General features: G+C 30.4%; 24 protein-coding genes. 7 read left to right on the top strand and 17 right to left on the bottom strand.

Going from position 1 to position 23,352, the window contains the following annotated elements; all coding sequences use genetic code 11:
• Window positions 1-83 precede the first annotated feature (83 nt).
• Window positions 84-1,685: a zinc ABC transporter substrate-binding lipoprotein AdcA gene (adcA, locus tag ACO6VN_RS01740; protein ID WP_194201090.1), complete on the bottom strand. Its 1,602-nt coding sequence runs from the start codon at window positions 1,683-1,685 to the stop codon at window positions 84-86.
• 184 nt (window positions 1,686-1,869) lie between these two features.
• Here adcA and ACO6VN_RS01735 point away from each other — a divergent pair, with 184 nt between their 5' ends.
• Window positions 1,870-2,814: a nucleoside hydrolase gene (locus tag ACO6VN_RS01735; protein ID WP_216683432.1), complete on the top strand. Its 945-nt coding sequence runs from the start codon at window positions 1,870-1,872 to the stop codon at window positions 2,812-2,814.
• 81 nt (window positions 2,815-2,895) lie between these two features.
• Here ACO6VN_RS01735 and melB read toward each other — a convergent pair whose 3' ends face one another.
• The 5 genes from melB to ACO6VN_RS01710 all read right to left on the bottom strand — a co-directional run bounded on the left by melB (window position 2,896) and on the right by ACO6VN_RS01710 (window position 8,808).
• On the bottom strand, window positions 2,896-4,269 hold the full coding sequence (melB, locus tag ACO6VN_RS01730; RefSeq protein WP_194201092.1) for a melibiose:sodium transporter MelB: 1,374 nt from the start codon (window positions 4,267-4,269) through the stop codon (window positions 2,896-2,898).
• Window positions 4,270-4,358: 89 nt separating this feature from the next.
• Window positions 4,359-5,657: an alpha-glucosidase/alpha-galactosidase gene (locus tag ACO6VN_RS01725; protein ID WP_422404170.1), complete on the bottom strand. Its 1,299-nt coding sequence runs from the start codon at window positions 5,655-5,657 to the stop codon at window positions 4,359-4,361.
• 188 nt (window positions 5,658-5,845) lie between these two features.
• On the bottom strand, window positions 5,846-6,730 hold the full coding sequence (locus tag ACO6VN_RS01720) for an AraC family transcriptional regulator (protein ID WP_422404169.1): 885 nt from the start codon (window positions 6,728-6,730) through the stop codon (window positions 5,846-5,848).
• Between the two features lie 351 nt (window positions 6,731-7,081).
• On the bottom strand, window positions 7,082-7,747 hold the full coding sequence (locus tag ACO6VN_RS01715; RefSeq protein WP_194201095.1) for an ABC transporter ATP-binding protein: 666 nt from the start codon (window positions 7,745-7,747) through the stop codon (window positions 7,082-7,084).
• Window positions 7,748-7,758: 11 nt separating this feature from the next.
• Window positions 7,759-8,808, bottom strand: a complete 1,050-nt coding sequence (locus tag ACO6VN_RS01710; protein ID WP_194201096.1) for an ABC transporter permease — start codon at window positions 8,806-8,808, stop codon at window positions 7,759-7,761.
• A 144-nt stretch (window positions 8,809-8,952) separates the two neighbouring features.
• Between ACO6VN_RS01710 and ACO6VN_RS01705 the strand changes: the two genes are divergently transcribed.
• Both ACO6VN_RS01705 and ACO6VN_RS01700 read left to right on the top strand, forming a co-directional pair.
• A complete protein-coding gene (locus tag ACO6VN_RS01705) occupies window positions 8,953-9,657 on the top strand; it encodes a DUF5694 domain-containing protein (protein ID WP_422404168.1) in 705 nt (234 codons plus the stop codon).
• Window positions 9,658-9,666: 9 nt separating this feature from the next.
• A complete protein-coding gene (locus tag ACO6VN_RS01700; RefSeq protein WP_282862675.1) occupies window positions 9,667-10,692 on the top strand; it encodes a siderophore ABC transporter substrate-binding protein in 1,026 nt (341 codons plus the stop codon).
• Between the two features lie 68 nt (window positions 10,693-10,760).
• Here the strand turns inward: ACO6VN_RS01700 and ACO6VN_RS01695 are convergent, their stop codons facing one another.
• The 8 genes from ACO6VN_RS01695 to ACO6VN_RS01660 form a co-directional block, all read right to left on the bottom strand.
• Window positions 10,761-11,276, bottom strand: a complete 516-nt coding sequence (locus ACO6VN_RS01695) for a D-lyxose/D-mannose family sugar isomerase (RefSeq protein WP_216683437.1) — start codon at window positions 11,274-11,276, stop codon at window positions 10,761-10,763.
• A 12-nt stretch (window positions 11,277-11,288) separates the two neighbouring features.
• Complete coding sequence (locus ACO6VN_RS01690; RefSeq protein ID WP_016998467.1) at window positions 11,289-12,386, bottom strand: PTS fructose transporter subunit IIC; 1,098 nt, start codon at window positions 12,384-12,386, stop codon at window positions 11,289-11,291.
• Window positions 12,387-12,410: 24 nt separating this feature from the next.
• Window positions 12,411-12,719: a PTS fructose transporter subunit IIB gene (locus ACO6VN_RS01685; RefSeq protein WP_016998468.1), complete on the bottom strand. Its 309-nt coding sequence runs from the start codon at window positions 12,717-12,719 to the stop codon at window positions 12,411-12,413.
• A gap of 13 nt (window positions 12,720-12,732) precedes the next feature.
• Window positions 12,733-13,599 carry a ketose-bisphosphate aldolase gene (locus ACO6VN_RS01680; RefSeq protein ID WP_016998469.1) on the bottom strand — a complete coding sequence of 289 codons (867 nt, stop codon included), beginning with the start codon at window positions 13,597-13,599 and terminating at the stop codon, window positions 12,733-12,735.
• A gap of 12 nt (window positions 13,600-13,611) precedes the next feature.
• Window positions 13,612-14,076 carry a PTS sugar transporter subunit IIA gene (locus ACO6VN_RS01675; RefSeq protein ID WP_422404167.1) on the bottom strand — a complete coding sequence of 155 codons (465 nt, stop codon included), beginning with the start codon at window positions 14,074-14,076 and terminating at the stop codon, window positions 13,612-13,614.
• The gene (locus tag ACO6VN_RS01670; RefSeq protein ID WP_216683439.1) at window positions 14,077-15,549 is read right to left on the bottom strand and encodes a BglG family transcription antiterminator; all 1,473 of its coding nucleotides are present in this window, start codon (window positions 15,547-15,549) and stop codon (window positions 14,077-14,079) included. It lies immediately after the preceding gene.
• A gap of 683 nt (window positions 15,550-16,232) precedes the next feature.
• Window positions 16,233-17,075 carry an aldo/keto reductase gene (locus tag ACO6VN_RS01665; protein ID WP_216683440.1) on the bottom strand — a complete coding sequence of 281 codons (843 nt, stop codon included), beginning with the start codon at window positions 17,073-17,075 and terminating at the stop codon, window positions 16,233-16,235.
• A 125-nt stretch (window positions 17,076-17,200) separates the two neighbouring features.
• On the bottom strand, window positions 17,201-18,397 hold the full coding sequence (locus ACO6VN_RS01660; protein ID WP_422404166.1) for an FAD-dependent monooxygenase: 1,197 nt from the start codon (window positions 18,395-18,397) through the stop codon (window positions 17,201-17,203).
• 126 nt (window positions 18,398-18,523) lie between these two features.
• Here ACO6VN_RS01660 and ACO6VN_RS01655 point away from each other — a divergent pair, with 126 nt between their 5' ends.
• The gene (locus ACO6VN_RS01655) at window positions 18,524-19,054 is read left to right on the top strand and encodes a TetR/AcrR family transcriptional regulator (protein WP_017001087.1); all 531 of its coding nucleotides are present in this window, start codon (window positions 18,524-18,526) and stop codon (window positions 19,052-19,054) included.
• A 30-nt stretch (window positions 19,055-19,084) separates the two neighbouring features.
• On the opposite strand, the gene ACO6VN_RS01650 is transcribed toward ACO6VN_RS01655, so the two are convergent.
• Window positions 19,085-20,191: an acyltransferase family protein gene (locus ACO6VN_RS01650; protein ID WP_422404165.1), complete on the bottom strand. Its 1,107-nt coding sequence runs from the start codon at window positions 20,189-20,191 to the stop codon at window positions 19,085-19,087.
• A gap of 296 nt (window positions 20,192-20,487) precedes the next feature.
• On the opposite strand from ACO6VN_RS01650, the gene ACO6VN_RS01645 reads away from it, so the two are divergent.
• A complete protein-coding gene (locus tag ACO6VN_RS01645) occupies window positions 20,488-20,889 on the top strand; it encodes a TetR family transcriptional regulator C-terminal domain-containing protein (RefSeq protein WP_422404164.1) in 402 nt (133 codons plus the stop codon).
• 370 nt (window positions 20,890-21,259) lie between these two features.
• Window positions 21,260-21,820: an oxygen-insensitive NADPH nitroreductase gene (gene nfsA, locus ACO6VN_RS01640; RefSeq protein WP_369964312.1), complete on the top strand. Its 561-nt coding sequence runs from the start codon at window positions 21,260-21,262 to the stop codon at window positions 21,818-21,820.
• Window positions 21,821-21,887: 67 nt separating this feature from the next.
• Here the strand turns inward: nfsA and ACO6VN_RS01635 are convergent, their stop codons facing one another.
• The gene (locus ACO6VN_RS01635) at window positions 21,888-22,073 is read right to left on the bottom strand and encodes a hypothetical protein (protein ID WP_422404163.1); all 186 of its coding nucleotides are present in this window, start codon (window positions 22,071-22,073) and stop codon (window positions 21,888-21,890) included.
• Window positions 22,074-22,099: 26 nt separating this feature from the next.
• On the bottom strand, window positions 22,100-22,804 hold the full coding sequence (locus ACO6VN_RS01630; RefSeq protein WP_216683445.1) for a dihydropteridine reductase: 705 nt from the start codon (window positions 22,802-22,804) through the stop codon (window positions 22,100-22,102).
• Between the two features lie 140 nt (window positions 22,805-22,944).
• Between ACO6VN_RS01630 and ACO6VN_RS01625 the strand changes: the two genes are divergently transcribed.
• Window positions 22,945-23,301, top strand: a complete 357-nt coding sequence (locus ACO6VN_RS01625; RefSeq protein ID WP_422404162.1) for an MmcQ/YjbR family DNA-binding protein — start codon at window positions 22,945-22,947, stop codon at window positions 23,299-23,301.
• The last annotated feature ends 51 nt before the right edge of the window (window positions 23,302-23,352 follow it).

Below are 23,352 nucleotides of genomic sequence, written 5' to 3'. Positions count from 1 at the left end.
CTAAACTTGTCACAATATAATCAAATACCAAAAATAAAAAACAAAGAAACCCCAATTCAATAAGGTTTCTCTGCTTTTTGTTATTAATGAGCTAACATTTCTTCTTTAACTTCATCTTTAGACAGTTTTGACGGGTAATATGTTGGCCAGTTGTCTAATTCTTTTAATACTTTATCTTTGTCATTTCCAGTAAAGATATGGAAGTGAGCTGATTTTTTAGGATAGATATTGTGATCGCTAAATTGTACATATTTAGGTAAGTCATCGTTTGTTGAGTCACCTTTTAATTTAAAGGTATATCTTACGCCTCTATTTCCTTTGTCGTATTTAAGAATGTCGTAACCATCATATTCATATTCACCAGTTGATATTTTTCCATCTTTAGTGAAACTGATTTGATTACCTTCTATTTTAATGTTTTCTACGTCTGTTTTATATCCTTTGTCATAGTACTCTTTGTATTCTTTAGCTGACATTTTACCGTCTTCAGCTTTATGTTTAAATACTTCATCTAATGTACCGTCTTTTAAAAGTGGATAAACTGATTGCCAGTCACCTTCGTAATCTGATAGTTCACGATCTTTAACTTGTTTATCTTTGAAGTAGCCATTTTCAATTGCTTTATCATGTGCTGCTTCTTTTTTCTCGTCATTAGTTTTAATTTTATCATTTAAAGCTTTTTCGATGTTTTTAATGTTTTCTTTCATAAATGATTGATAAGAAATGTCTTTGTTATTTAATTGTTCTTTCGATAATGATTCCATGTTGTTAAATGTAAGTGGTTTAGCATCTGTTTCTTTTCTAATTGTGTCAGTTACTTTTCCTGAAATATTGTTTTCATACAATACATATTTTGCATCTGTATCTCTAATTTCTTTAACAATTTCAGTTAATTCTTTTTGTGATGGATCTTCAGCATTCATACTTTGTACGCCTTTTTGTACGAATCCATAACGATGAGCTAAATAACCCAATGATTCGTGAGAAATGAATACAGTATCTCCCTCATGCCCTTTTGTTGCTTTCTTCATATCTTTATCGATATTTTCTAAATCTTTATTTAATTTTTTGAAATTCTTTTCATATTCATCTTTGTGATCTGGGTCTTTTTTAACTAATTCATCTTTAATACCTTTGATGAAATCTTGGTCTATTTGTGGATCTAACCATACGTGTGGGTCATAACCGCCATGATGATGTTCATGTTCGTGATCATGTCCTTCATGTTCGTGTTCTTCATGACTTTCACCATGCTCATGGTCGTGCCCTTCATGGTCATGCTCTTCACCATGTTCATGTTGATCAGTTAATAATTCAGATTGATCAATACTATTTTGTAATGATAATTTTTTATCATCTTTCTTAATAGTAGATGCGACTTTTTTCGCAACTGGATCTAAATCGTCACCAGTGTATACGAATAAATCTGCTTTGCTCGCATTTAAAATATCTTTTTGTGTTGGTTCATAACTATGTAAATCCGTACCTGGTGGATAAATAGATTCTACTTCAACATGTTCTCCACCAATTTGTTCAATAAAAGATTTAAGCGGATAAACTGTTGTTTTAATTTGCAATTTATCTGAGTCGCTTTTACTACCTTTGTTACTGTCGCCTTGGTTACATGCAGCAAGTAACATTGCACAGACGAAAATGATTGCAAATAAGCCCGTCCATTTCTTCATCTAAAACACTCCTCTTCAAATAGTAACGTTTACGATTTAAAATTATAAACTTTAATTCACAAAAACACAAGACTACATTTCAAAATAATTACATTTATATATGAAGAAACGTTTACTTTGTTGTAATGTAAACGTTTTAGTATAATAGTGTAGAATCTTTTATAAAGAAGGAAGGGTTAATAAAATGGCAAAAGAAAGAAAAATTATTATGGACTGTGATCCAGGACACGATGATGCTATCGCTCTAATATTAGCAGGTGCTAAAACAAGTCCATTAGACATATTAGCAGTCACAACAGTTGCAGGAAATCAATCAGTCGATAAGAATACAAATAACGCATTAAACGTATTAGATATTATTAATAGAGGAGATATTCCAGTCTCAACAGGTGCTACAAGACCTCTTATTAAAGAAGCAGAGTTTGCTGAAAGTATTCACGGTGAAAGTGGATTAGATGGTCCAGAATTACCTAAAATACCTAATCTCAAATCTACTGGTAAACATGGTGTAGATGTTATTGTGGAAACTGTCTTAAACAGCGATGAAGCTGTTACATTGGTTGCTACTGGCCCACTTACAAACGTAGCAATGGCACTTATTAGAGAACCTAAAATTGCAGAGAACATTGATGAAATCGTAATTATGGGCGGTGGCACATTCGGTAACTGGACACCTACTGCTGAATTTAATATTTGGGTAGATGCAGAAGCAGCTAGAAGAGTTTTTGAAAGTGGTATCCCAGTTGTAGTCTTTGGACTAGACGCAACACATCAATTATTAGCAGATGATTTAGTTATCGACCGCTTCAGTAAAATAGATAATAAAGTTTCTAATTTCGTTGTAGAATTATTAAAATTCTTTAAATCTACATATAAATCACAATTTGATATGGATGGCGGTCCTATACACGACGCTTGTACAATCTTATATTTATTAAATCCAGAAATATTTGAGTTACAAAAAACATACATCCAAATTGAAAATCAAAGCGAATTAACATACGGTACTATGTCAGTTGATTTAAATGACACGTATAATAAAGAAGCAAACGCTCAATTTGCAACAGCTGTTAATCTCGATTTAGCATGGGATTTAATGGATAATACATTAAGAAGTTACTCAGAATAAAATACCTTTATCTAATAAAAACAAGGCTCCCAATCTAAGTGATTGGGAGCCTTGTTCATATTCTCCAAGACATTTCCTATATTATAACTTTCTTTTCTTATTACGAAGGTTTAATACATTTACTACATCTCTTATGTAGTCGCCTTTTAAGTTATAACTAAATTTATAAATGATATAACTAGCGATAACACTTATGATTGGCAAAGCAATCATAATAAAACGCAATCCATTTTTTGTGTGTTCACTTTGAACTTCGCCTGGCTGATAACCAAATAAATCTAGTCCCCAACCTGTAAATAGTGCTGCGACAGCCATTGCTGTTTTCATTAAAAATGTTTGTGTAGATGTAATAACACTTTCATTTCTTTGACCAAATTTCATATCACTATAGTCTATAACGTCTGCTATAGATACTGTAATAATTCCCATAATAAAGCCAGTTCCTATTTTAATAAACGCTGTTCCAACCATAACAGGGATTGCTGCTGTTGGTGCGATATAACCAGCAAATAATATAATAATTAATCCTATAGTTAAAGAAATTGCTGCTATTGGAAATACAGCTTCTCTCGTTAACCATTTAGCAACTTTAGGAAATAGTAATAATGCTATAATTTCCATGAATCCCATCGCATTAAATAATGCGAATAATGCTTTAGATTCTGCTACATAGCTAAAATAATATATAGCTACGTTACCTAGAATTTGCAGACTCAAGAAAAATGTAACTAAAATACCTATATATGCTAACAATTCTTTATTAGTAAATAAAATTCTCCATATGTCTTTAAATCTTAAAGTGATGCCTGTATCTATATTTGTAGGTGCTTCGTATACGTTTCTTACAGTAATTAATATCGCACTGACGAATATTACAGCTATAATAGCCGTCATAACAAAGAATCCTGCAGATTGATCGCCGTTACCAAATATATTGTCAAAATACATTACGATAGCTAGTCCAGCCGTACCGATAAGTAAATTAGCCATACTCGCGAATACACGTGGTATGATTGAAACTTCTTCTCTTTCAACTGGGTTATTCGTTAAATTAGGCAACCAAGACCAATAAGGAACATCCATCATCGTGTATGTCATTCCCCATAATATATAGAGTATTGATACAAATACATATAAACTTGTTCCTGTTAACCCAAAGTTTGTGAACATAATAACTGTTACAACAGAGTTGATTAACGTACCAATAACTAACCATGGTCTAAATTTACCCCATTTAGTTTTTGTTTTATCTACGATCATTCCCATTACTGGGTCATTAATAGCATCCCAAATACGCGCAACGAAAAATAATGTACCTACGAAACTTGCTGCAATACCTAATACATCAGTGAAGTAAAACATTAAAAATGTTCCTGTAAGGCCAACAACTAAGTCTTTACCAAACGCACCGATACCGAAAGAATATTTTGCTTTACGGGTTACTTGCCTTTCCAAAAAAAGCCCCCCTTGAGTTATAACACCATTTAAAAGCGCTTACAAAATAGTGTGATATTTTTGTCTGATATTATTGTTGATTTCACTATTTATTCGTAAGTTGGTAACCAGTCGCCATGTGCTTGTATTAAATCGTCACAAAGTGAAATAATGTCATCCATAGACAATTCAGAAGCTGTATGCGGATCTAACATAGCTGCTTGATAAATTTTTTCTTTCTTTTGTGTTAATGCCGCTTCAATTGTTAGCAACTGTGTATTAATATTCGTTCTATTCAGTGCAGCCAATTGTTCTGGTAATTCACCAACATAAGTAGGCGCAATTCCGCTAGCATCTACTAAACAAGGAACTTCCACTACTGTATTTTCTGGTAAATTACTAATCAATCCACCTGTATTTAATACGTTACCACCAATTTTATAAGGTTTATTTGTTTCCATCGCTTCGATGATATAAGAACCATATTCGTGTGAACGTTCATGCGTTAAGTTTTGATTGTTTACAATATCGTCACGCATATGTTGCCAATCTTCAATTTGATTTACACAACGTCTTGGATATTCATCCAATGGTATATTGAATTTTTCAATTAATTCAGGGTACTGACTCTTAATGAAATATGGATGATATTCAGCATTATGTTCAGATGATTCTGTGACGTAATATCCAAACTTATCCATTAATTCAAAACGAACCATGTCGTCATGTGTTGTTTTTTGTTTTTCTTTAGCACGTTTTTTAATTTCTGGATATAAATCTTCGCCATCGCGTGTTATTTCAAGCAACCATGCCATGTGGTTAATACCTGCAATTTTTGCTTGAATGCGATCAGTTGGTAGTTCTAATGCCTCTAACAGCTCGCTCGCACAAACTTGCACACTATGACAAAGTCCAATAGTTTTGATGCCTTCTTTTAACATGATGTTTGTTAAAACAGCCATAGGATTCGTATAGTTTAAGAACCAAGCGTCTGGACAAACTTCTTTCATGTCTTTTGCGAATTCTTGCATAACAGGTATTGTTCTTAAATTACGGAAAATACCTCCAATACCTAAAGTATCTGCAATTGTTTGTCTTAGACCATACTTTTTAGGTACTTCGAAATCAGTAATTGTAGCTGGATCATAACCGCCTACTTGTATAGCATTAATAACATATTTTGCTCCTCTTAATGCTTCTTTACGATTTTTATATGATTTTACTGTGACAGTAGAATCCATACCATTTTTTAAGTTATTTAACATCATTTCTGAATCGTTTAATCTTTCTTCGTCTATATCATATAATGCAAATTCAAAATCTTGTAACGCATCTACAGTCATACAGTCACCTAATATGTTTTTTGCGAAAACTGTGCTGCCAGCGCCTAAAAATGTTATCTTACTCATTATATTTACTCCTCCTAGCAATAGTTCATTCACTAAAATGTTTTATAAAACTAATATATTTTTAATTAAAAAATAATAATCAAGTTTATGAAAATTATTTTGTAACCGCTATAGCATATATCTAGATTAGTTGTAAATTGAACTATATTCAATCGTAAATATTTTTAAAAAGAGTAATATATTGCTGTTTAATCTGAGAATATTTTATTTACCGCCATCACTGTTGTTTCTCTTCTATAGCTATTAGGAGATACGCCAGTTACCTTTTTAAACACTTTACTAAAGTAATTACTCGAGCTAAATCCAACCTCATGAGCTATCCATTCTATGTTTTTTTCATTCATGGATAAAAACGTAAGCGCTTTATTAATTCTTTTTTTTGCTAGGTAGTTAATAGGTGTATCATTCATGTACTTTTTAAACTCTCTTGTAAAATGATATTTTGATAAATCAGTAACTTCTACAATATCGTCCAAAGAAATATCATTTTTATAATTCTTTTCAATAAATTGAATAGCCTTAGCTATAGAAAGAGGATAGTTGTTAAGTTCCTGCTGACCATATTCTAAGTACTCTATGTATTTCATCATAAACGTATAAGCACTTGCAGAAGCTTCATACCCATGGTTAATACCTAGTGTTTCGACTTTTTCAATTGTTTCTAATATATATTGTATAGGAGCCGAGTGAATGGATAACTTAAATACGTGTCCATAATTATCAAAAATATGCTGTGATAACTTTTCGACCTCTTTACCATATGTCGTGAAATAAAGAAATTCCCATTCGCTTGAATGTTTAGGTAAATAATATCTATGATCACTCGGCACACGAACAAAGAAAGCTTCACCCGGTTTTATACTATGTGTGCGTCCATTTATACTTAAAGCACCTTCACCTTTTAAAGTATATTGAAAAATATAGACATCTCTCTCTCCTCTATGTAAACCATGCCAATGATAGTCATGTTCTTTACGTAGCTCATATCCAACAGAGTTCAATCCAGCTATTTTATTTTGATAGTCTCCTTTAAATTTAAAACCATAAGCATTATGTTTAAACGTCTTTTCCATAGTAATCCTCCCAAATTTCTTATAACTTTATATATTCGAAATCATGAAACTAATAATTAGTATAATAAAATAAGCGTCTGAGACATAACAATTGTAGGGAGTTGCGTCTCTAACGGGCTAGTTATTTCAGTCTTGCACGTTACATTTTCTGATGGGCTAGTGTTTACAAACAAGCACGTTAGAATGAAGCTCGCTGGGGTGGTACTAGGAATTTTCATACAAAATGAGATTTCTGTCCTACTCCCATATAAATAAATTCTCCTAATCCGTTAATAAAAATCTAACGGATTAGGAGAATCATTTTGAGCTAGGGATTTCTCTCCCGCTCCTTTATTATTTCATTACTAAATTTTAAGTTCGTTCTGTTAGTTGACCATCTACCATTTCAAATACTTTATCACAATATTTTGTAAGTCGTTGGTCATGTGTCACGATAATACCTAATTTATTTAATTCTTTAGTTTCTTTTCTTAAAATTTCCATTACTTCAATCGCATTTTCAGTATCTAAAGATGCTGTTGGTTCATCTGCTAGTATAACAGATGGTTTAGTATATAATGCTTTAGCAATCGCTACTCTTTGTTTCTGTCCACCTGATATTTCGCTCGGTAATTGATTTAAAATTTTATCTAAGCCTAATTGTTTTAATAAGCGATCTAGTTCATCTTTTGACATGACATCTTTTTTCACTTTTTTCAAAAGCTCAAATTGCTGGTTTATAGTTAAAAACGGTATTAAATTACTCGTCTGTAAGATAAAACCTATTTCTCTTAATCTTAATTTTGATAAAGCTTTTTCGTTAAAATGATTAATTTCTTTCCCATTTAATAAAACTTTTCCTTCAGTAGGTAATTGCAGCGCACCTGCCATCGTTAACAATGTACTTTTACCTGATCCAGAAGGACCGATTATTGCTACGAGTTCACCTTTTTCTAAACTGAAGTTTGTTGACTTTACTGCTTCAATAGTATCATTACCGTCTTTAAATGATTTCGTAACATTTTCAAATGATAACATCTAAGTCCCTCCTATCCTATAACTTTTAATGGTTCTACTTTTCTAATGCTTAATACTGAGAATAAGCTACCTAAAATTGCTACGATTATTAATACAATTGCATATAGAAGCATCGTTAAATAATCAAATTTAATCGGGACTATCTCAGGTAGAAATGTTCCTGTTAGCACTGTTAAACCAAAACCAATTATTGTACCGATTAGTGCGATAATGATAGTTTGACTCATCACTGAACGTGCTAAGAAACCATTTGTAATACCTTGTGCTTTTAATACACCAAATAAGTTTTTCTTTTGTAATGTAATAATGTATAAGAAAATACCAATTACCATTGCTGAAATTGCAAATAAGAATACAATCATAAATGATAGTGTTAGATTTTGTTCTTTATAACCTGGTAATTTCGTAATAAATGATTCAATTTCATTTACTTCTAAATCATTATTTAATTTAACGTCTTTCCAATTTTTATCTTTAACAACAAGAGCATTAATATTATCACCTTTAAGCATTGGGTTAAGCTTTTCAATCGTATCATTGTTTGTAAATAATACAGGTGAAGCGTTAAATTTTGCACTTTCAGAGAAACCTACTATTTCAAGTTTTTCATCACTATTTGATAATGTAAGTTCATCACCGATTTTAAAGCCTTTCGTTTTTAAAGTGTGATCTGCTACAACTTCATTATCTTTTTTAAATAACTTCCCCTTTTCTAATTTGGGCATAAGGAAACCTTTAGAATCTATACCAAACACCGTAGCATTTTCTTTATGCTCTCCATTTGATGTAATGACAGCAGTTTGTTTCAAGCCTTCGCTATTTTCAAATTTACCATCAACTTTATCTGTATCAATAGAAGATTGAGCAATTGTTTGGTTAGCATCTTTATTCAATACAATTGCATTTGCTTTCCATATATCAATACCTTCTCTGTTCATATTCATTAAACCGTTTGCCAAACCTGACAATAAAAACAGTAAATAACTAATCATAATTAGTACGCCAATAATTAAACCGAATTTCAATTTATTTCGACGCATTTCGTTCCATGCTAAGAACATTCCGTCAACTCCTCCATAAGTAAAAAAATAATCCAATAACAATTATAGCATTTTCATATGGCAATTAATTAAAAGACGTAATATTGTAAAAAAATAAACTATACTGTATAATTGAGAATAATTATCAATTAAGGAGGTACTATATTGACTTTAAAAGAAATATGTATCGTAGGTACACCTCACATTAGACTCGACCAAGGTTCTGATACTTTCAAAGAATCATACGAGAAATACATAGAAGAATCTTCGATTATTATAAAGAAAATTGCACATTATTCACCCGACCTCATCACGATTGAATGGGATATGAGAGAGTCACTTCGCTTAAAGAAAGAATTTAAACAAATAATTAACCAACAACTTCCTCACCTATTAAACGAGCATCATTTCATAGCTATGCCTTTAGCACATCGACTAGGCTTATCTGAAGTGTTGCCAATAGATTTTAATCAAATGCAAACACGTAAAATTCGCGCAAGTTTTGCTGACGAATATTTAGAAAATGCAGACGAAAAACTATATCAATATATGAATAATGCAAAAAATGAGCACCAACTTTCCAAAAATCAACCCACTACATTATATGAAAAATTAACAGAACACAAAGAAGGACCTATACCTTTAGAGCAAGTATTTGCAATTCGTTCATTAGCAGATAGTCCAGGAATAGCTTTTGCATTAGAATGGTCTGAAAGAAATCACATCATGGCGACAAACATTATCAAAGCAGCATTAAATCATGAAAGAACTATAGTATTTACAGGTATGAGCCACGTTAGATTTTTAGAATTCATTATTGAATCAACTGGATTATTTAAAGTAATCCCTTCACAAGACATACTAAAATAGGAGAATAAAATGAAAAAATTAATCATATTTCTAGCACTTTGTTTAGTATTAGCGGCATGTAGTCAAAGTAATGAAAATAAAGCTCAAAGTAATGATAAAAAAGAAACTGTTAAAATAAAACAAAAGTATGAACTACGCGGTAAATATAAAGATGGCCGAGATGCAGAGAATAAAGAAGAAGAAGTAACCGTGCCCAAAAATCCACAAAAAATCGTAACATTTGATTATGGAGCTGCAGATATTATTAAATCACTTGATAAAGAAAACAGTGTCGCCGGTATCTCAATAGGTTCAAGCACTTCGATGTTACCTGAAGAACTTAAAAACTTCACAGATGATAAATATAAAAATGTTGGGGAATTAGGAAAACCAAATTTTGAAAAAATCGCTGAAATCGATCCAGATTTAATTATATTTTCTAACAGAACAGCAAGTAGCGAAACTTTAAAAGAATTTAAAAAAGCCGCACCTGACGCAGCCTTAGTTTATATAGGATCAGACGACAATAATGTAGTAAAATCAGTCAATGACAACACGAAAAAATTAGGTAAAATCTTAGATAAAGAAGATAAAGCAACAGAATTAACAAATCAATTAACCAATGAAGAAACTAAGGCTAAAAACCAAGCGAAAAAAGTCGATGATTCCATTATGTTATTACTTGTAAGCCAAGGAGAATTATCTACATACGGACCAGGCGGAAGATTCGGCGGTTTATTATACGATCAACTAGGATTTAAACCAGCAGATAAAGATATAAAACCAAACCCACACGGACAACCCGTTAGCTTTGAATACGTCTCGTCTAAAAAACCAGAAGTTATATTTGCGATGGATAGAGATGAAGCCACTGACGGGAAAGGAACGAGCGAGAAAGTGTTATCAAATGATGTATTAAAAAGCGTACCCGCAGTTAAAGACGATAATATCATCAATCTAGACGCAAAATCATGGTACTTCTCATCAGGCGGTATCAAATCAACAATCAAACAAATACAAGAAATACAAAACATCGCGAAAAAATTACAAGAATGATAAGAAGAAGAAACGACTAATCCAAGTTGGATTAGTCGTTTTTTACTTTTATTAAATATATACTTTTATTATCTAACTACATTTGTATCTGTGAATATATCTAATTCATCTCTACTAGTTGTAGAAAACTCGGAAATAACTGCACCTTTTGAACCTGCTTGAAACCAGTGTTTCGTATTAGAAGGTATAGTATATTGTTCTCCTGGATGAAGTTGGATTTCATGAAAAACTGTATAAAAATCCTCTTTACCTTGCGGGATAGTGGCTCTAATATGATTAGGATTACTTTCTCCTTCAACATATAAAAATACTTTCCCTTTTCTACACCTAAATGTTTCGATTTTTCCAGGTTCATTGACAAGATTTGGATGAATATGTTCAGGACAAGTCTGATGAGGTAATAAGACCATTTCTTTTGCACAATAACCATTTTCATTAATATAAACAATTAAATTTAATCCTTCAATTTCAATATTATTTAGTCCAAAATCTGCAAATTCAATATTTTTAATTTCTTTTTCAGTAAATACTATATTCGAATTTTCAAATTGATATCTCACTTGCTTTTCATATTCTTGATTCATTATTATCACCTTTTATGAAATTTTAAGATCATCCCATGAAACGTCTTCTTCTTCTTTCTTTTCCTTAATTACGATTTCTTCATTTACATCAACACGTTTTTTTAAGATTAAAATTGTGATTGCTGTTGCCAATGATCCAATTAGTAAAGCGAATATAAAACTTAAAGGTTTTGTCATAGTAGGTAGTGCAAACATTCCTGATGCTGGAATATGACTATCTGCTCCCCATAACATGCTTAATCCACCACCTATTGCTCCACCAATCCCAGTTGCGATAATATTTCTACCTAAATCATTAAGTACAATCGGGAAACAACCTTCTGTTATTTGACAAATCCCCATAGGAAACGCTGTTTTTAAAGTAGTAATTTCTTGTTTGTTGAAAATATTTTTCTTCACTAACTTTCCTAAAAAGTATGCAATAGTTAAACCAAACGGAGTAACCATTGAAGCGAGTATTAGTACTGTTACAGGTTCATAAATACCTTCCGAAAATAAAGCGAATACAAAAGCAAATACAACTTTATTTATAGGACCCCCGTAATCTATGGATGATAATACACCTATAACAGCTCCATATAAGAATAATGATGATGTATTCAAATTACCAAGATACGTAGTAATCAGCTCTGTAAACCAAGTAATTGGTGTTCCAACAACATAATACATGATGACACCAGCTATGAAGGTACTAAGGAATGGGAATACAAGGGTTGGCATTAAACCTTCCATCCAATTTGGAACTTTAATATAAGTTGTTAAAAGTATTACTACAACACCCGCAATATAGCCACTAACAATCCCTCCTAAAAATCCTGCTTCTATACCTGATGCAACCATTCCAACAATTAATCCAGGAGCAATCCCCGGCTTATCGGCTATTGAATATGCTATTGCAGTAGAAACAATCATAGGCAATAAACTCAAACCATATCCACCCATGGTTGTCATTGCATCAGAGAACTTAAATCCATTTTTAAAGTTCTCAATTTCTTCACCACCAGTTAAATTACCTATAGCTAATAAAAAACCAGATGCTACAATAATTGGTAAAAAGAAAGATATTGCAGTCATCAAATGTTGTTTAAACCCTATTTCTTTGAGTATCATAAATTATCAAACCCCTCTATTGATTTAAATCGTCAATTCTTCTAATTTTTCAACTAATTTTGTCGGAGATTTAACAACTAAACTTGTGGGTACTTCAACTACTTTTTTCCCTTCAAATCTTTCGCGGCCACCTATTTTAATATCTGCTGCTATTAATACTACATCTGCATTATCTATATCTTTTTGTTCTAATTCATCTTGTGTCCCCGATAAACCTTGAGTTTCTAAACTAATCACATGCCCTCTATCTTCAGCTACATTGGTCAATTTCTCTTTCGCTATATAAGTGTGTGCAATTCCAGCTGTACATGCCGCAATACCTACAATATTCATAATTTTTCACTCCTTAATATAAATTAGCTTTATCAACTGAATTGAATAAATTTATTTTTTCTACAGCTATTTTCTTAGTTTCTTCTATACAAGAAGGAAATAAAACATTTGGTTCTCTTGCTTCGTTATCTTCCCCTTCAAGTACTTCACGCAACTTATTTGTGAATGCAATTTTGATATCACTTGATATATTGATTTTATTTATACCTAATTTGACTGCTTCTTGTATTTCATTATCAGGATTACTAGATCCTCCATGCAGTACTAATGGAATATCTGTCAAATCACTGGTTTTTTTCAATATATCTAGTTTTAATTCGGGCTTCATATTTTTGGGATATATACCGTGTGCAGTTCCTATAGCAATTGCTAAACTATCCACTCCCGTTCTTTCTAAAAACTCTTGAGCGGTAGAAGGATCCGTATATATAACTTCAGAGACGCCCCCTTCTACAGTATTACCAGTGTCACCAATCGTTCCTAATTCCGCTTCAACCGATACACCGACTGGATGCGCGATACTAACTACTTTTTTAGTCACTTCTATATTTTCTTCAAACGATAAATGAGAGGCGTCAATCATTACCGAAGTAAAACCAAGTTGAATCGCATGTATAACTTGTTCATAACTTGCACCATGATCTAAATGTATACAGACTGGAACATTGCTGTTGTTTGCAAAATACTTCACTTGTGCTACAAAGCTATCTGTTAAAAATTTTAATTCATCTGGATGAATAGCAATCATTACAGGTGATTTTGTTTCTTCACATGCCTGCATAACTGCATCAAGTAATTGTCCTGAACCTGCATTAAAAGCTGGAACTGCGAATTTATTTTCATTTGCTACCTTTAAAATTTCTTTACCACTGATTAACATATATATATCTCCTTATGAATTAATGATTAAATCGTATAACTCTTCTTTATTTTCAATGTTTTTTAACTGTTTTATAAATGTTTCCCTTGCCAATAATGTAGCTACCTTTTGTAACAAGACTATGTGTGTTGTGGTTGCGTCTGTATCTTTTACAGCAAATAAAATGACTACTTTAACGTCTTGGTCATCTAAAGTCTCCCATTCAATTTCATCTTTAAGAACTGCTATGGCTACAGTTGTTTCATCTACGGATATAGACTTGCCATGAGGAATGGCAATACCATCTCCTATACCTGTTACGCCTTCTTTTTCTCTCAAATAAATATCATTTAGAAACGATTGATAATCGTTAATATATTTTTTTTCTTGTAGCAATAAACAAAGTTCTTTTAAAATTGTATCTTTATCAGTTGCTTGACTATTTATAATCATTAAGTCTTTATTTATAATTTTTTTAAAATTAATTGTATCTTCCATTTAGTTCAGCTCCTTTAATGAATAATCAATCAGATCTATGTCTTTATCAGAAAGTACAGGGCTAATACAAATAACTGGTTTTTCAAAATGCTTATTTTCTACTCTTATCGTAGAAAAAATAATATCCACTTCTTCATCAATAAATTCACTATTTTTTTGCATTTGTCTATGACTCATAGTAGAAACGATTTTCAAATTAGGGAAACTGTTTTTTAGCCTAATTTGTAGTAATTCTGAAGTACCGATACCAGTTGAACATACAAGTAACACTTTTTTTCTATGTTCCTTTTCTAATTTGTATTTTTCAAAATATAAAGAAATATACCCCACTTCTGCTTCATCTATATCTCCATATTCATTTAAATTTTTATTAATTTTATTAGAAATTTCTAACACTTTTAAAAATGTTTCTTTATATTCTAAGATCAATTCTTTTAACATATTGTTCTCAAGTTTAATTCCCATTCTTATTCTTCCTATCATAGGTAAGATATGATTATATAAGTCTTGATATAATTTTTCATTTTCATTTACTTCTTCTTTATTTATATCAAAAAACCGAGATACAAATTCTATTGTTATCTTATTCGCGTTAAGCTTGTCTTTTTTTATGTACTCTTTTTTTTCAATATTTAAAGAATACAAATTTTGAAATATAAAAAATGATTCTAGTTCATGCAGATCATAGCAAAGGTGTTTACTTAAATTTCGAGTTAAAATATCTGCAATAGTTTTTATTTCTTTATTTCGATTCATTTTATTTTTTTCTTCTTCATCCAATGCATCTTGATTTTCCAACTGATTAACTCTACCTTCTCGATATCTCTTTAAGACCATATATAAATGTGTGAAGATGCTGACATCATATGGATAATAAAGATTTACCTCTAAGTTTTCTTCAATTAAAGATATTTGCTTATCTAAAAAATGTTTATCAGAAGCATTTATATCTAATCCTAAATCCCCAAGCACTTGATTTTTATTAATAGTAAGTAATATCGAATTTATTGCTCTTCTAATATCTATCTCTTCACCTTTTACATATAATAAATTATGCATGTTGTAGACATCGATATTAAATTCATTTAAATATTCAATAATACTTCTGATGCGCCTTTCTTCAGTACTTTCACTCATATAACTATCACAAAAAATATGATTCTTCCTTAACTTTTTGGGATGTTGAAAAAGTAAGGTTAACATTGTCTCTAGTAAAAAATTTTCTTCTTTAATTGTTACAATTGAGTAAATATTTTTATCAATATAAAATTTATTAATTTTATAACCTTTACCAGTTTCTGACTCTATCATCCTTTCTCCATATTGATCTTTGGTAATTTCATTAATTTTTTTAACAAGTCTATAAATCGTTTTAGAAGACACCAATAATTTATCGGATATTTCATTTGCAGCAACAAAATCATAAAAGTTCAAATAATTAATTACTTGTTCTTCCTTGGAACTAAATAACATATCATCACCCCCCGATATGTAATATTATACTTAATTTGTAATCGTTTACACTTCAATCTATGTCCTTAACTATGGACAATCATTATTTGTTAAAAGTTTCTAATTTACTAGCTTATCTATAATAGCAATATTAGAAAGTGATAACACCACAGTTTTTAGCAATTATTACTTAGTGTTTTTCAATAATTTAATTGAGGTTATTAATAAAAAGGCAATTAAGGGGAGCGACATGTTATTGTTAAAGACATGTTTTATGAGTTGTGACAATAAGACTATCCTTATTGACACGTTTTGCGAGTTGTGACAATATGCCTACCCTTGTTGACACGTTTTGCGAGTTGTGACAATATGCCTACCCTTGTTGACACGTTTTATGAGTTGTGAAAATATGGCTACCTTTGTTGACACGTTTCGTAAGTTATGACAATAAGACTATCCTTGTTGACACGTTTTACAAGTTGTGACAATATGGCTATCCTTGTTGACACGTTTTACGAGTTATGACAATATGGATACCCTTGTTGACACGTTTTGCGAGTTGTGACAATATAGCTACCCTTGTTGACACGTTTTGCGAGTTGTGACAATAAGGACATTACACCTGATATAATTCATCGTATTAAAAATAAAAACAAAAATAAACGAGTCCGAGACATAAATAGTAGTCTCGGACTCGTTCCTTATTAATACAATGCTAATGGTTCTTTAGTTGTTGGCGGCGGGAATTCTGAATCGATTTTTTGAATGTCTTCTTCGGTTAAATGAATATTACTGGCTCCCATATTATTTTCAATATGAAGTTTGTTAGATGATTTAGGTATAGCTAGTGTATGACCATCTCTAATATTCCATGCTAACAATATTTGAAATACGTCAACTTCATATTTTCTAGACAATTCTAGAAGAACAGAACTTTTAGTTAAATTTTTACCTAGTTTATCTCCTCTAGCTATAGGTGCATATGATATTAAGGCAATGTTATTTTCTCGCATAAAAGGTTTTAAATCATATTCTATTCCTCGATCACCTATATTATATCTAACTTGGTTAGCTACACATTCATGACCATTAGGTAAACTAAGTAAATGTTTCACATCGCTCGTATCAAAATTTGATACGCCCCATTCTTTTATTTTCCCTAACTTTTTCGCTTCTTCAAATGCGCTAATTGTTTCTTCTAAAGGATACTGGCTTTTCCAATGTAATAAATATAAATCAATATAATCTGTACGTAATCTTTTTAAGCTGTTATCTATACTGGTTAAAACTTTATCCTTTGATGCATTTTGAGGATGCACTTTTGAGATAATATATAATTTTTCTCTATCATAAGATTCTATTGCTTCACCTATTAACTCTTCTGATGCGCCATCGCCATACATTTCAGCCGTATCAATAACATTTGCACCTTGATTTATAGCGAATTGAATAGCATCTATCTCATCTTGATGATTATTTGAATCGTCGCCCATTTTCCAAGTTCCTAATCCAATCGGTTCTATACTCATATCTTTTATATTTACCATAACTACACCTCATTTTGTATAATATGCATTAGTTTCATACTTTAATGGTAAATGTTTTAGTGTATTATTACAAATACCTGTTTTACATAAAGAGTAATGCTTATAGAGCATAGTTAGCAATTTGCTTAATCGTTATTTAACTTTGGATAATCTATTACTCTCGTTATATCAATAAGATCTTGAGAGCCCATGTTTTCTTCTGTTATATTTTCCATTTGTTTTAAAATAGCGTTTCTTTTTTCTATTTCTTCATCATTTTTAGGATATAAAATTGATGAACCATCATTTTCTACAGCATTTTGGTTTATCTCTGCAAATGGTTTCATATATTTTTCGTAAGCAATAAAAGCATCTTTAATACTATTGTTGTTCTCTAATTCATCAGCTAAAATATATGCTCCTATCATTGCTAAACTTGAACCTTGTCCTGTTAAGAAGGATGGTGCATGTGCTGCATCTCCAACTAATACTGCTCGATTTTCCGCCCATTGATCCATAATAATTTGAGTTGTCGTATCAAAATATATATCTTCAGTTTGTTCTAATGTTTCTAAAAGATTTGGAGCTATACCACCTACGTCTTTAAATTTATCTTTGACTAATTTTTTGTGACCTTCTATATCTCTATGGTTTACAGAAGGTTCTTCTTCATCACTAAAGATTAAAAACGCATGTACTGATTCTTTGTTTTCAGTAGCATACATGATAGCTGTTCTGCCTGGTTCAGAATAAATCATACCTTCTTTATACATATCTAAATAGTTCTCTACTGTAAATCCAGTAAAACAATGTCCTAAATAATTTGTGAATTGGCTTTCTTCGCCAAATGTTAATTTTCTTGTATTAGAATGTATACCATCTGCTCCAACTACTAAATCATAGCTGCCTTGCTTTCCACTTTCTAATTCAATTTCAACTCCATCATCTAAATGGTTCATTGTTTTAATAGAATCATTAAAAATGAGGTTTATATCATTTTCTTCAACACATTTATACAAAGCTGTTGTTAAATCACCTCTTGGTATTTCAATATCTTCGTTAGCTTTCATAGTAGCATCTGTAAATTGCGAGATTACACTATTGTCATTATCAAGAATTTTAAATTTCATATTGTTTAAATTTTGAGCTTTTAATTCATCATATATGCCCATCATTTTAACGATATTAATGGCACTACCTCTCACATCTATAGGGTAACCTCCACCTCTAATTTTTGATGCTTTTTCAACGATTGTTACCTCAAAACCTTTTTTATTTAGCCAATATGCTGAAGTAAGTCCTGCAATGCTAGCGCCAGAAACTAATATTTTTAATTTTTTCATGTTTCATCATCCTTTATTATTAATTGACACTCAGTGCCACTAATTAAAATATAACTTATTTGGCACTTAGTGTCAAAACAAAAAGATTATGCTATAATGTTGTTAAAAGTGTTGGAGGACAATTAAATGAAAGAAGATACTAGAAAGCAAATACTTGAAATTGCAGATAAATTATTCGAAGAAAACGGATATGATAAAACAAGTATGGATAAAATTGCTAAAGAATCAGGTGTTTCAAGACGTACACTTTTTAGATATTTTGAATCGAAAAGCGAAATTTTGTTTCTAAGCAATAACGATTTATTAAAAAACACTTTAGATGAATTTTTAGATGGAAGTTATACATTGGAAAGTATTACGCAAAAATTAATTAATGTATTAGATAATGCATCACACGAAGATAAAGTGAATTATATGGAATCAATGAAGAGACTTAAAACAGAACCAGATTTCCAATCTCAAATACTATATAAAATATTAAAAATACTACCACAATTTCCTTCAAGCGAGTCAGACTCCTCGGATGTATTAAAAGGCGCACTATTCGGAAATATACTCGTAGCTTGGTCTAAAATCATTGAAAATCCTACAGTTGATTCATTAGATTTAATAAAAGAACAAATAATTGAATTTCAAAAAAGGTTTTTAGAAAACTAAATAACCCCAATCAAATGGATTGGGGTACACCTATATATTTGACTTTAAACGTGATTTTTCTACTGCTAAATTTTTGATTAATAAAACTAATAAAGAAATTAAAATTGTAATAATAATAGTGACGAATATGGCACTGAGGGCATAGTAACTACCTATTAAATGATACTTTTTAATAATATTTTCTATTACACTTATTATTGGTAAATGAATAATGTACATAGTAAAACTGCATTTACTCAGTGTTTTAATAAAAGCATTTTCTTTATTAAAATATTTATAGAACAACTTGAAAATAACTAACATGATACTCACACCGAATAAAGCTTCCCAAAATGAATACAATATAGAAGCTGATGATAAACCACCTGAAAATGAAAAGTCAGATATACCGATAATTACTGCGGCTAAATATATTGGCAAACTTAATAAGATATAAAAAATACTTGATTTCCATTTAGTATTTTTTATTTTTTCTAATAAATTAAACTTAAATGCAACAATCCCTAACATGAAAGCAATTAAATATTGCGGCAGATCCCCTATACTTGGTGTGAATTTTAATAACCAATCGTAAATCACTGTACTGATTAATGGTTCTCCTCCAATTAAAGGCATAAATACTCTCCAAACAAAGAGAACAAGTGTATATAAAATAATAAAAGAAATTATATTTAATTTTAATATTGGTATTTTAAAATTTGTGTATTTTTTAAATAATACATATCCGAGATTAAATATAAACAACATAGCAATAAACCATAAAGGACCTATATTCATACTCTTGAAAAATACATTTATATCGTATGTTTTGTTAAATATAAAATATTCACTTATAGGTTGAATTTGGCTAAGAATAATAAAATAAAAAATAATAGGTAATACTAATTTTTTAAAACGCTTCTTTAAAAATAGTTGACTACCCTTCCGATTATATGAGTTTTCAACAAATAACCCTGAGATTAAAAAGAATCCACCCATAAAAAATGCTTGGTTAAAACTAACGATTAGAGAACTAATCCCTTTTATAGATTCATTGACCTCCCCAGATAATACATAGCTCATTAAAGAATGATGAGTGATAACAAGCATTGCGAAAAATAATTTGATATTATCTAGGTATGTTATATGCTTTTGCATAAACTACCTCCTTCAAAAGTACACACTAACTTTAATACAGTTGTATTAAAAATTCAATAAGTTTATAATATTAATCGAGGTGAAAAATAATTAATAAAAAATCTGAACAAAAGAAAAAAGAAATTAGTAATGTAATAATAAAGCTTATATATAGGGATGGATTAGATACTGTAAGCTTTAGAAAAATATCTAATGAATCAGGATGGTCATTAGGATCTATTCAAAATTTCTTTGGAAATCAACAAAGTTTATTAATTTTTATTTTTAAAATAATCAGTGAAAATGGCCAAAAAAGAATGGAAAAACAAAATTTATTTGTAAATAAAATAGATTTTGAAGAATTTATAAATTTTGCATTACAACTGTTACCTTTAGACAAAGAAAGAGAAATTGAATTTGTAGCGTGGACAGCGCTAGTAAATAAATCGTTATCCAATGAAGATATGAGGAAAGTCGCTCACGACAATTTATTAAAAAATTACGAAGGTATAAAACAAGTTTTTAAATTAATGGTCGACTCTGGTATTTTCAAAGCAACTTTAGATATCAATAAATCGACTAACGAGTTTTACTCATTTTTAGAAGGCTTATCACAGCATAGCTTATTATTACGTGACTATTATAATTATAAATTGTTAAAGGATCTTGTTGAAAAGTTTGTAGAATCTAATTATTTGGACAAAGACTTAAATAATTAGACTAGTGAAATCATAAAAAATTTATCATGTTAAAAAATCTTTAAAATTTCCCTACTTTCTAACCACTATCACTACACAAAGGTACGATTTTTAATACTATGTATTATTATTTTGCCTTCTACCATATGAATACTGAGTGGTTTAATATGCTATATATCATAAAGCATTAAATTAAGAGAGGGATTAATAATGGATGAAACTATAAATTTATTACAGAATCACAGTTCAGTACGAAAGTTTTAAAATAAACCTTTAACTGATGAACAAGTAAACCATATTTTTAAATCTGCTAATCAAGCGTCATCGTTTAAGTTTGCTTCAAGCTGTTTCTATTATAAGAATCACTGATGAGGATACAAGAAAGGCTATTATGGAATTAAGTGGCCCTCAAAGTTATATTCAAGAAGCTTATGAATTCTGGATATTTGTTTCAGATTTCAATCGAAATCATCAAATTGCACCAAATGTTGATATAACTTATACAGAATTTTTACAAATAGGTGCTGTAGATGTTGGTCTAATGGCTCAAAATGCTATGATTGCAGCTGAATCAATGGGATTAGGTGGCGTTTATATCGGTGGAGTAAGATTAAATATTGAAAAACTATCAGAATTACTCGAACTTCCTAAGTATGTTATTCCATTAGTTGGTCTATGCATTGGTTATCCTGCTGAAGAAAAAGCACCGTTGAAAACTAGGTTACCAAAAGAAGTTGTAATGCATCATAATAAATATGAAGAATTCAGCTTAGAAGATATAGAAGATTACGATCAAGAAATGAAGAAATATTATGAGAACAGACCAATAAGAACGTCCTTTACAGCTAAAAAAGTTAAAGGTTGGAGCGACCATATTGACGATCACTTGGAAAGAAGTATTCAACCGAATATGTTGAGTTACCTTAACAAGCAAGGATATGCTGTAAAGTAAGTTTTTAAAGATCAACAATAAAAAGAGCCTTAAATTTAAGGCTCTTTTTATTGTTACTCTTATATAGTTATTTAACACGTTTAACGACATTACCGGTTATTATTAAAATAATCCCAATTACACATCCAATTATTACAGGAATAGAAAAAGATTCTTCAAGGAATAATATATTAATTAAGCCCCATATAAAGAAAATCACTATAATAGGAACGCCATAAAACAAGAACTTTTTAGATAACTTTTCTATCTTCATTTATAAATAACCTCATGACAAAATTTTTATACAGCTAAAAACTCTAAACGTTGTCTTTCATGTTTATCAATTACAATTTGTGAAACATCAACGCCCAATTCGATTAAGTTTTTAATGTTTTGAGCTACGAACTCATCACTGCCTACAATATAAAATAGGTCATTCTCTTCTGGTTTAATACTATTCACTTCTTCATAGTATGCTTGTCTACTATCCAAAAATGTTGAAGTAAATTTTTTATCTGGAACAGATTTAAATATATCATTAAATAAAAATTCTGAAGATGAATCAACGTTTATAGAATGTATTTTATGAACGCCTTCATTATCTTCTAAATACTTAAGTACTAACGGTCTAAACGTTGCTAACCCTACTCCTGAAGATAATAAGTAGACATTTTTATTTTCTCTCTTTAATGGAACGTTAGAATGCGTTTTAAAAATCGCTACTTCATGGCCAACATCTAAATTTCTTAAAATTTGTTTGAACTCAGAACATTGCTCTCGTATTCTCGTAGTAATCCCGATTGTGTTCTCATTAGGTACAGTGGATATGGACATATGTCTCACCAAACTCTTATTTGGTTTTTCACCTTCATTGAACCCTTTCAAACCAAAGTGCGTATGTGCGCCTTCTTCCCAAGTAAACCCTTCTGGACAATCCAGCAAATAAGTCTTAATTTCCGACGTTTCATCTATAATTTTATTTATTTTAGTCCAATATATCTGCATTAATATATCCTCCTGTTCATTTATATCTATCTACTCAATATACCTTAGATGATAATGATTATCAATTAAATTGAATAGATATTTAAATATACTTATAAAAATTATTAGGGTAAACTGATATATAAGGAGAAGGTGATTGGATGATAACGCGCGAAGAAATTTTTGATTTTGTTAAGGATAAATATAATATAAAGCCAGATTACCCTTGGGAAAAGTATTCTAATTATGCTGCTTTGAGGCATAAAGATAATAAAAAATGGTTCGGTTTAGTTATGGATATTACTTCTGATAAAATCGCTTTAAATACTGATGAACATATTGATGTTATTAATCTTAAAGTTAGAAAAGAGTTTATAGGCCCTTTAAGAAAAAAAGAAGGATTTTATCGTGCTTATCACATGGATAAATCTAATTGGATTACGATTAATTTGGAAGAGATAAATACAATTAATGAAATTAAAGGTTTAATTGCTGAAAGTTATGAATTAACGACATAAAGTTTTAACTAAATAAACAAGAGCCTGGGCTAAGCCCAAGCTCTTGTTTAT

The sequence above is a fragment of the Mammaliicoccus sp. JADD-157 genome (assembly GCF_049310805.1).
Classification (GTDB): domain Bacteria; phylum Bacillota; class Bacilli; order Staphylococcales; family Staphylococcaceae; genus Mammaliicoccus; species Mammaliicoccus lentus.
Note: the sequence above shows the minus strand (reverse complement) of the source record. Positions and strands in the feature narration are given on the sequence as shown.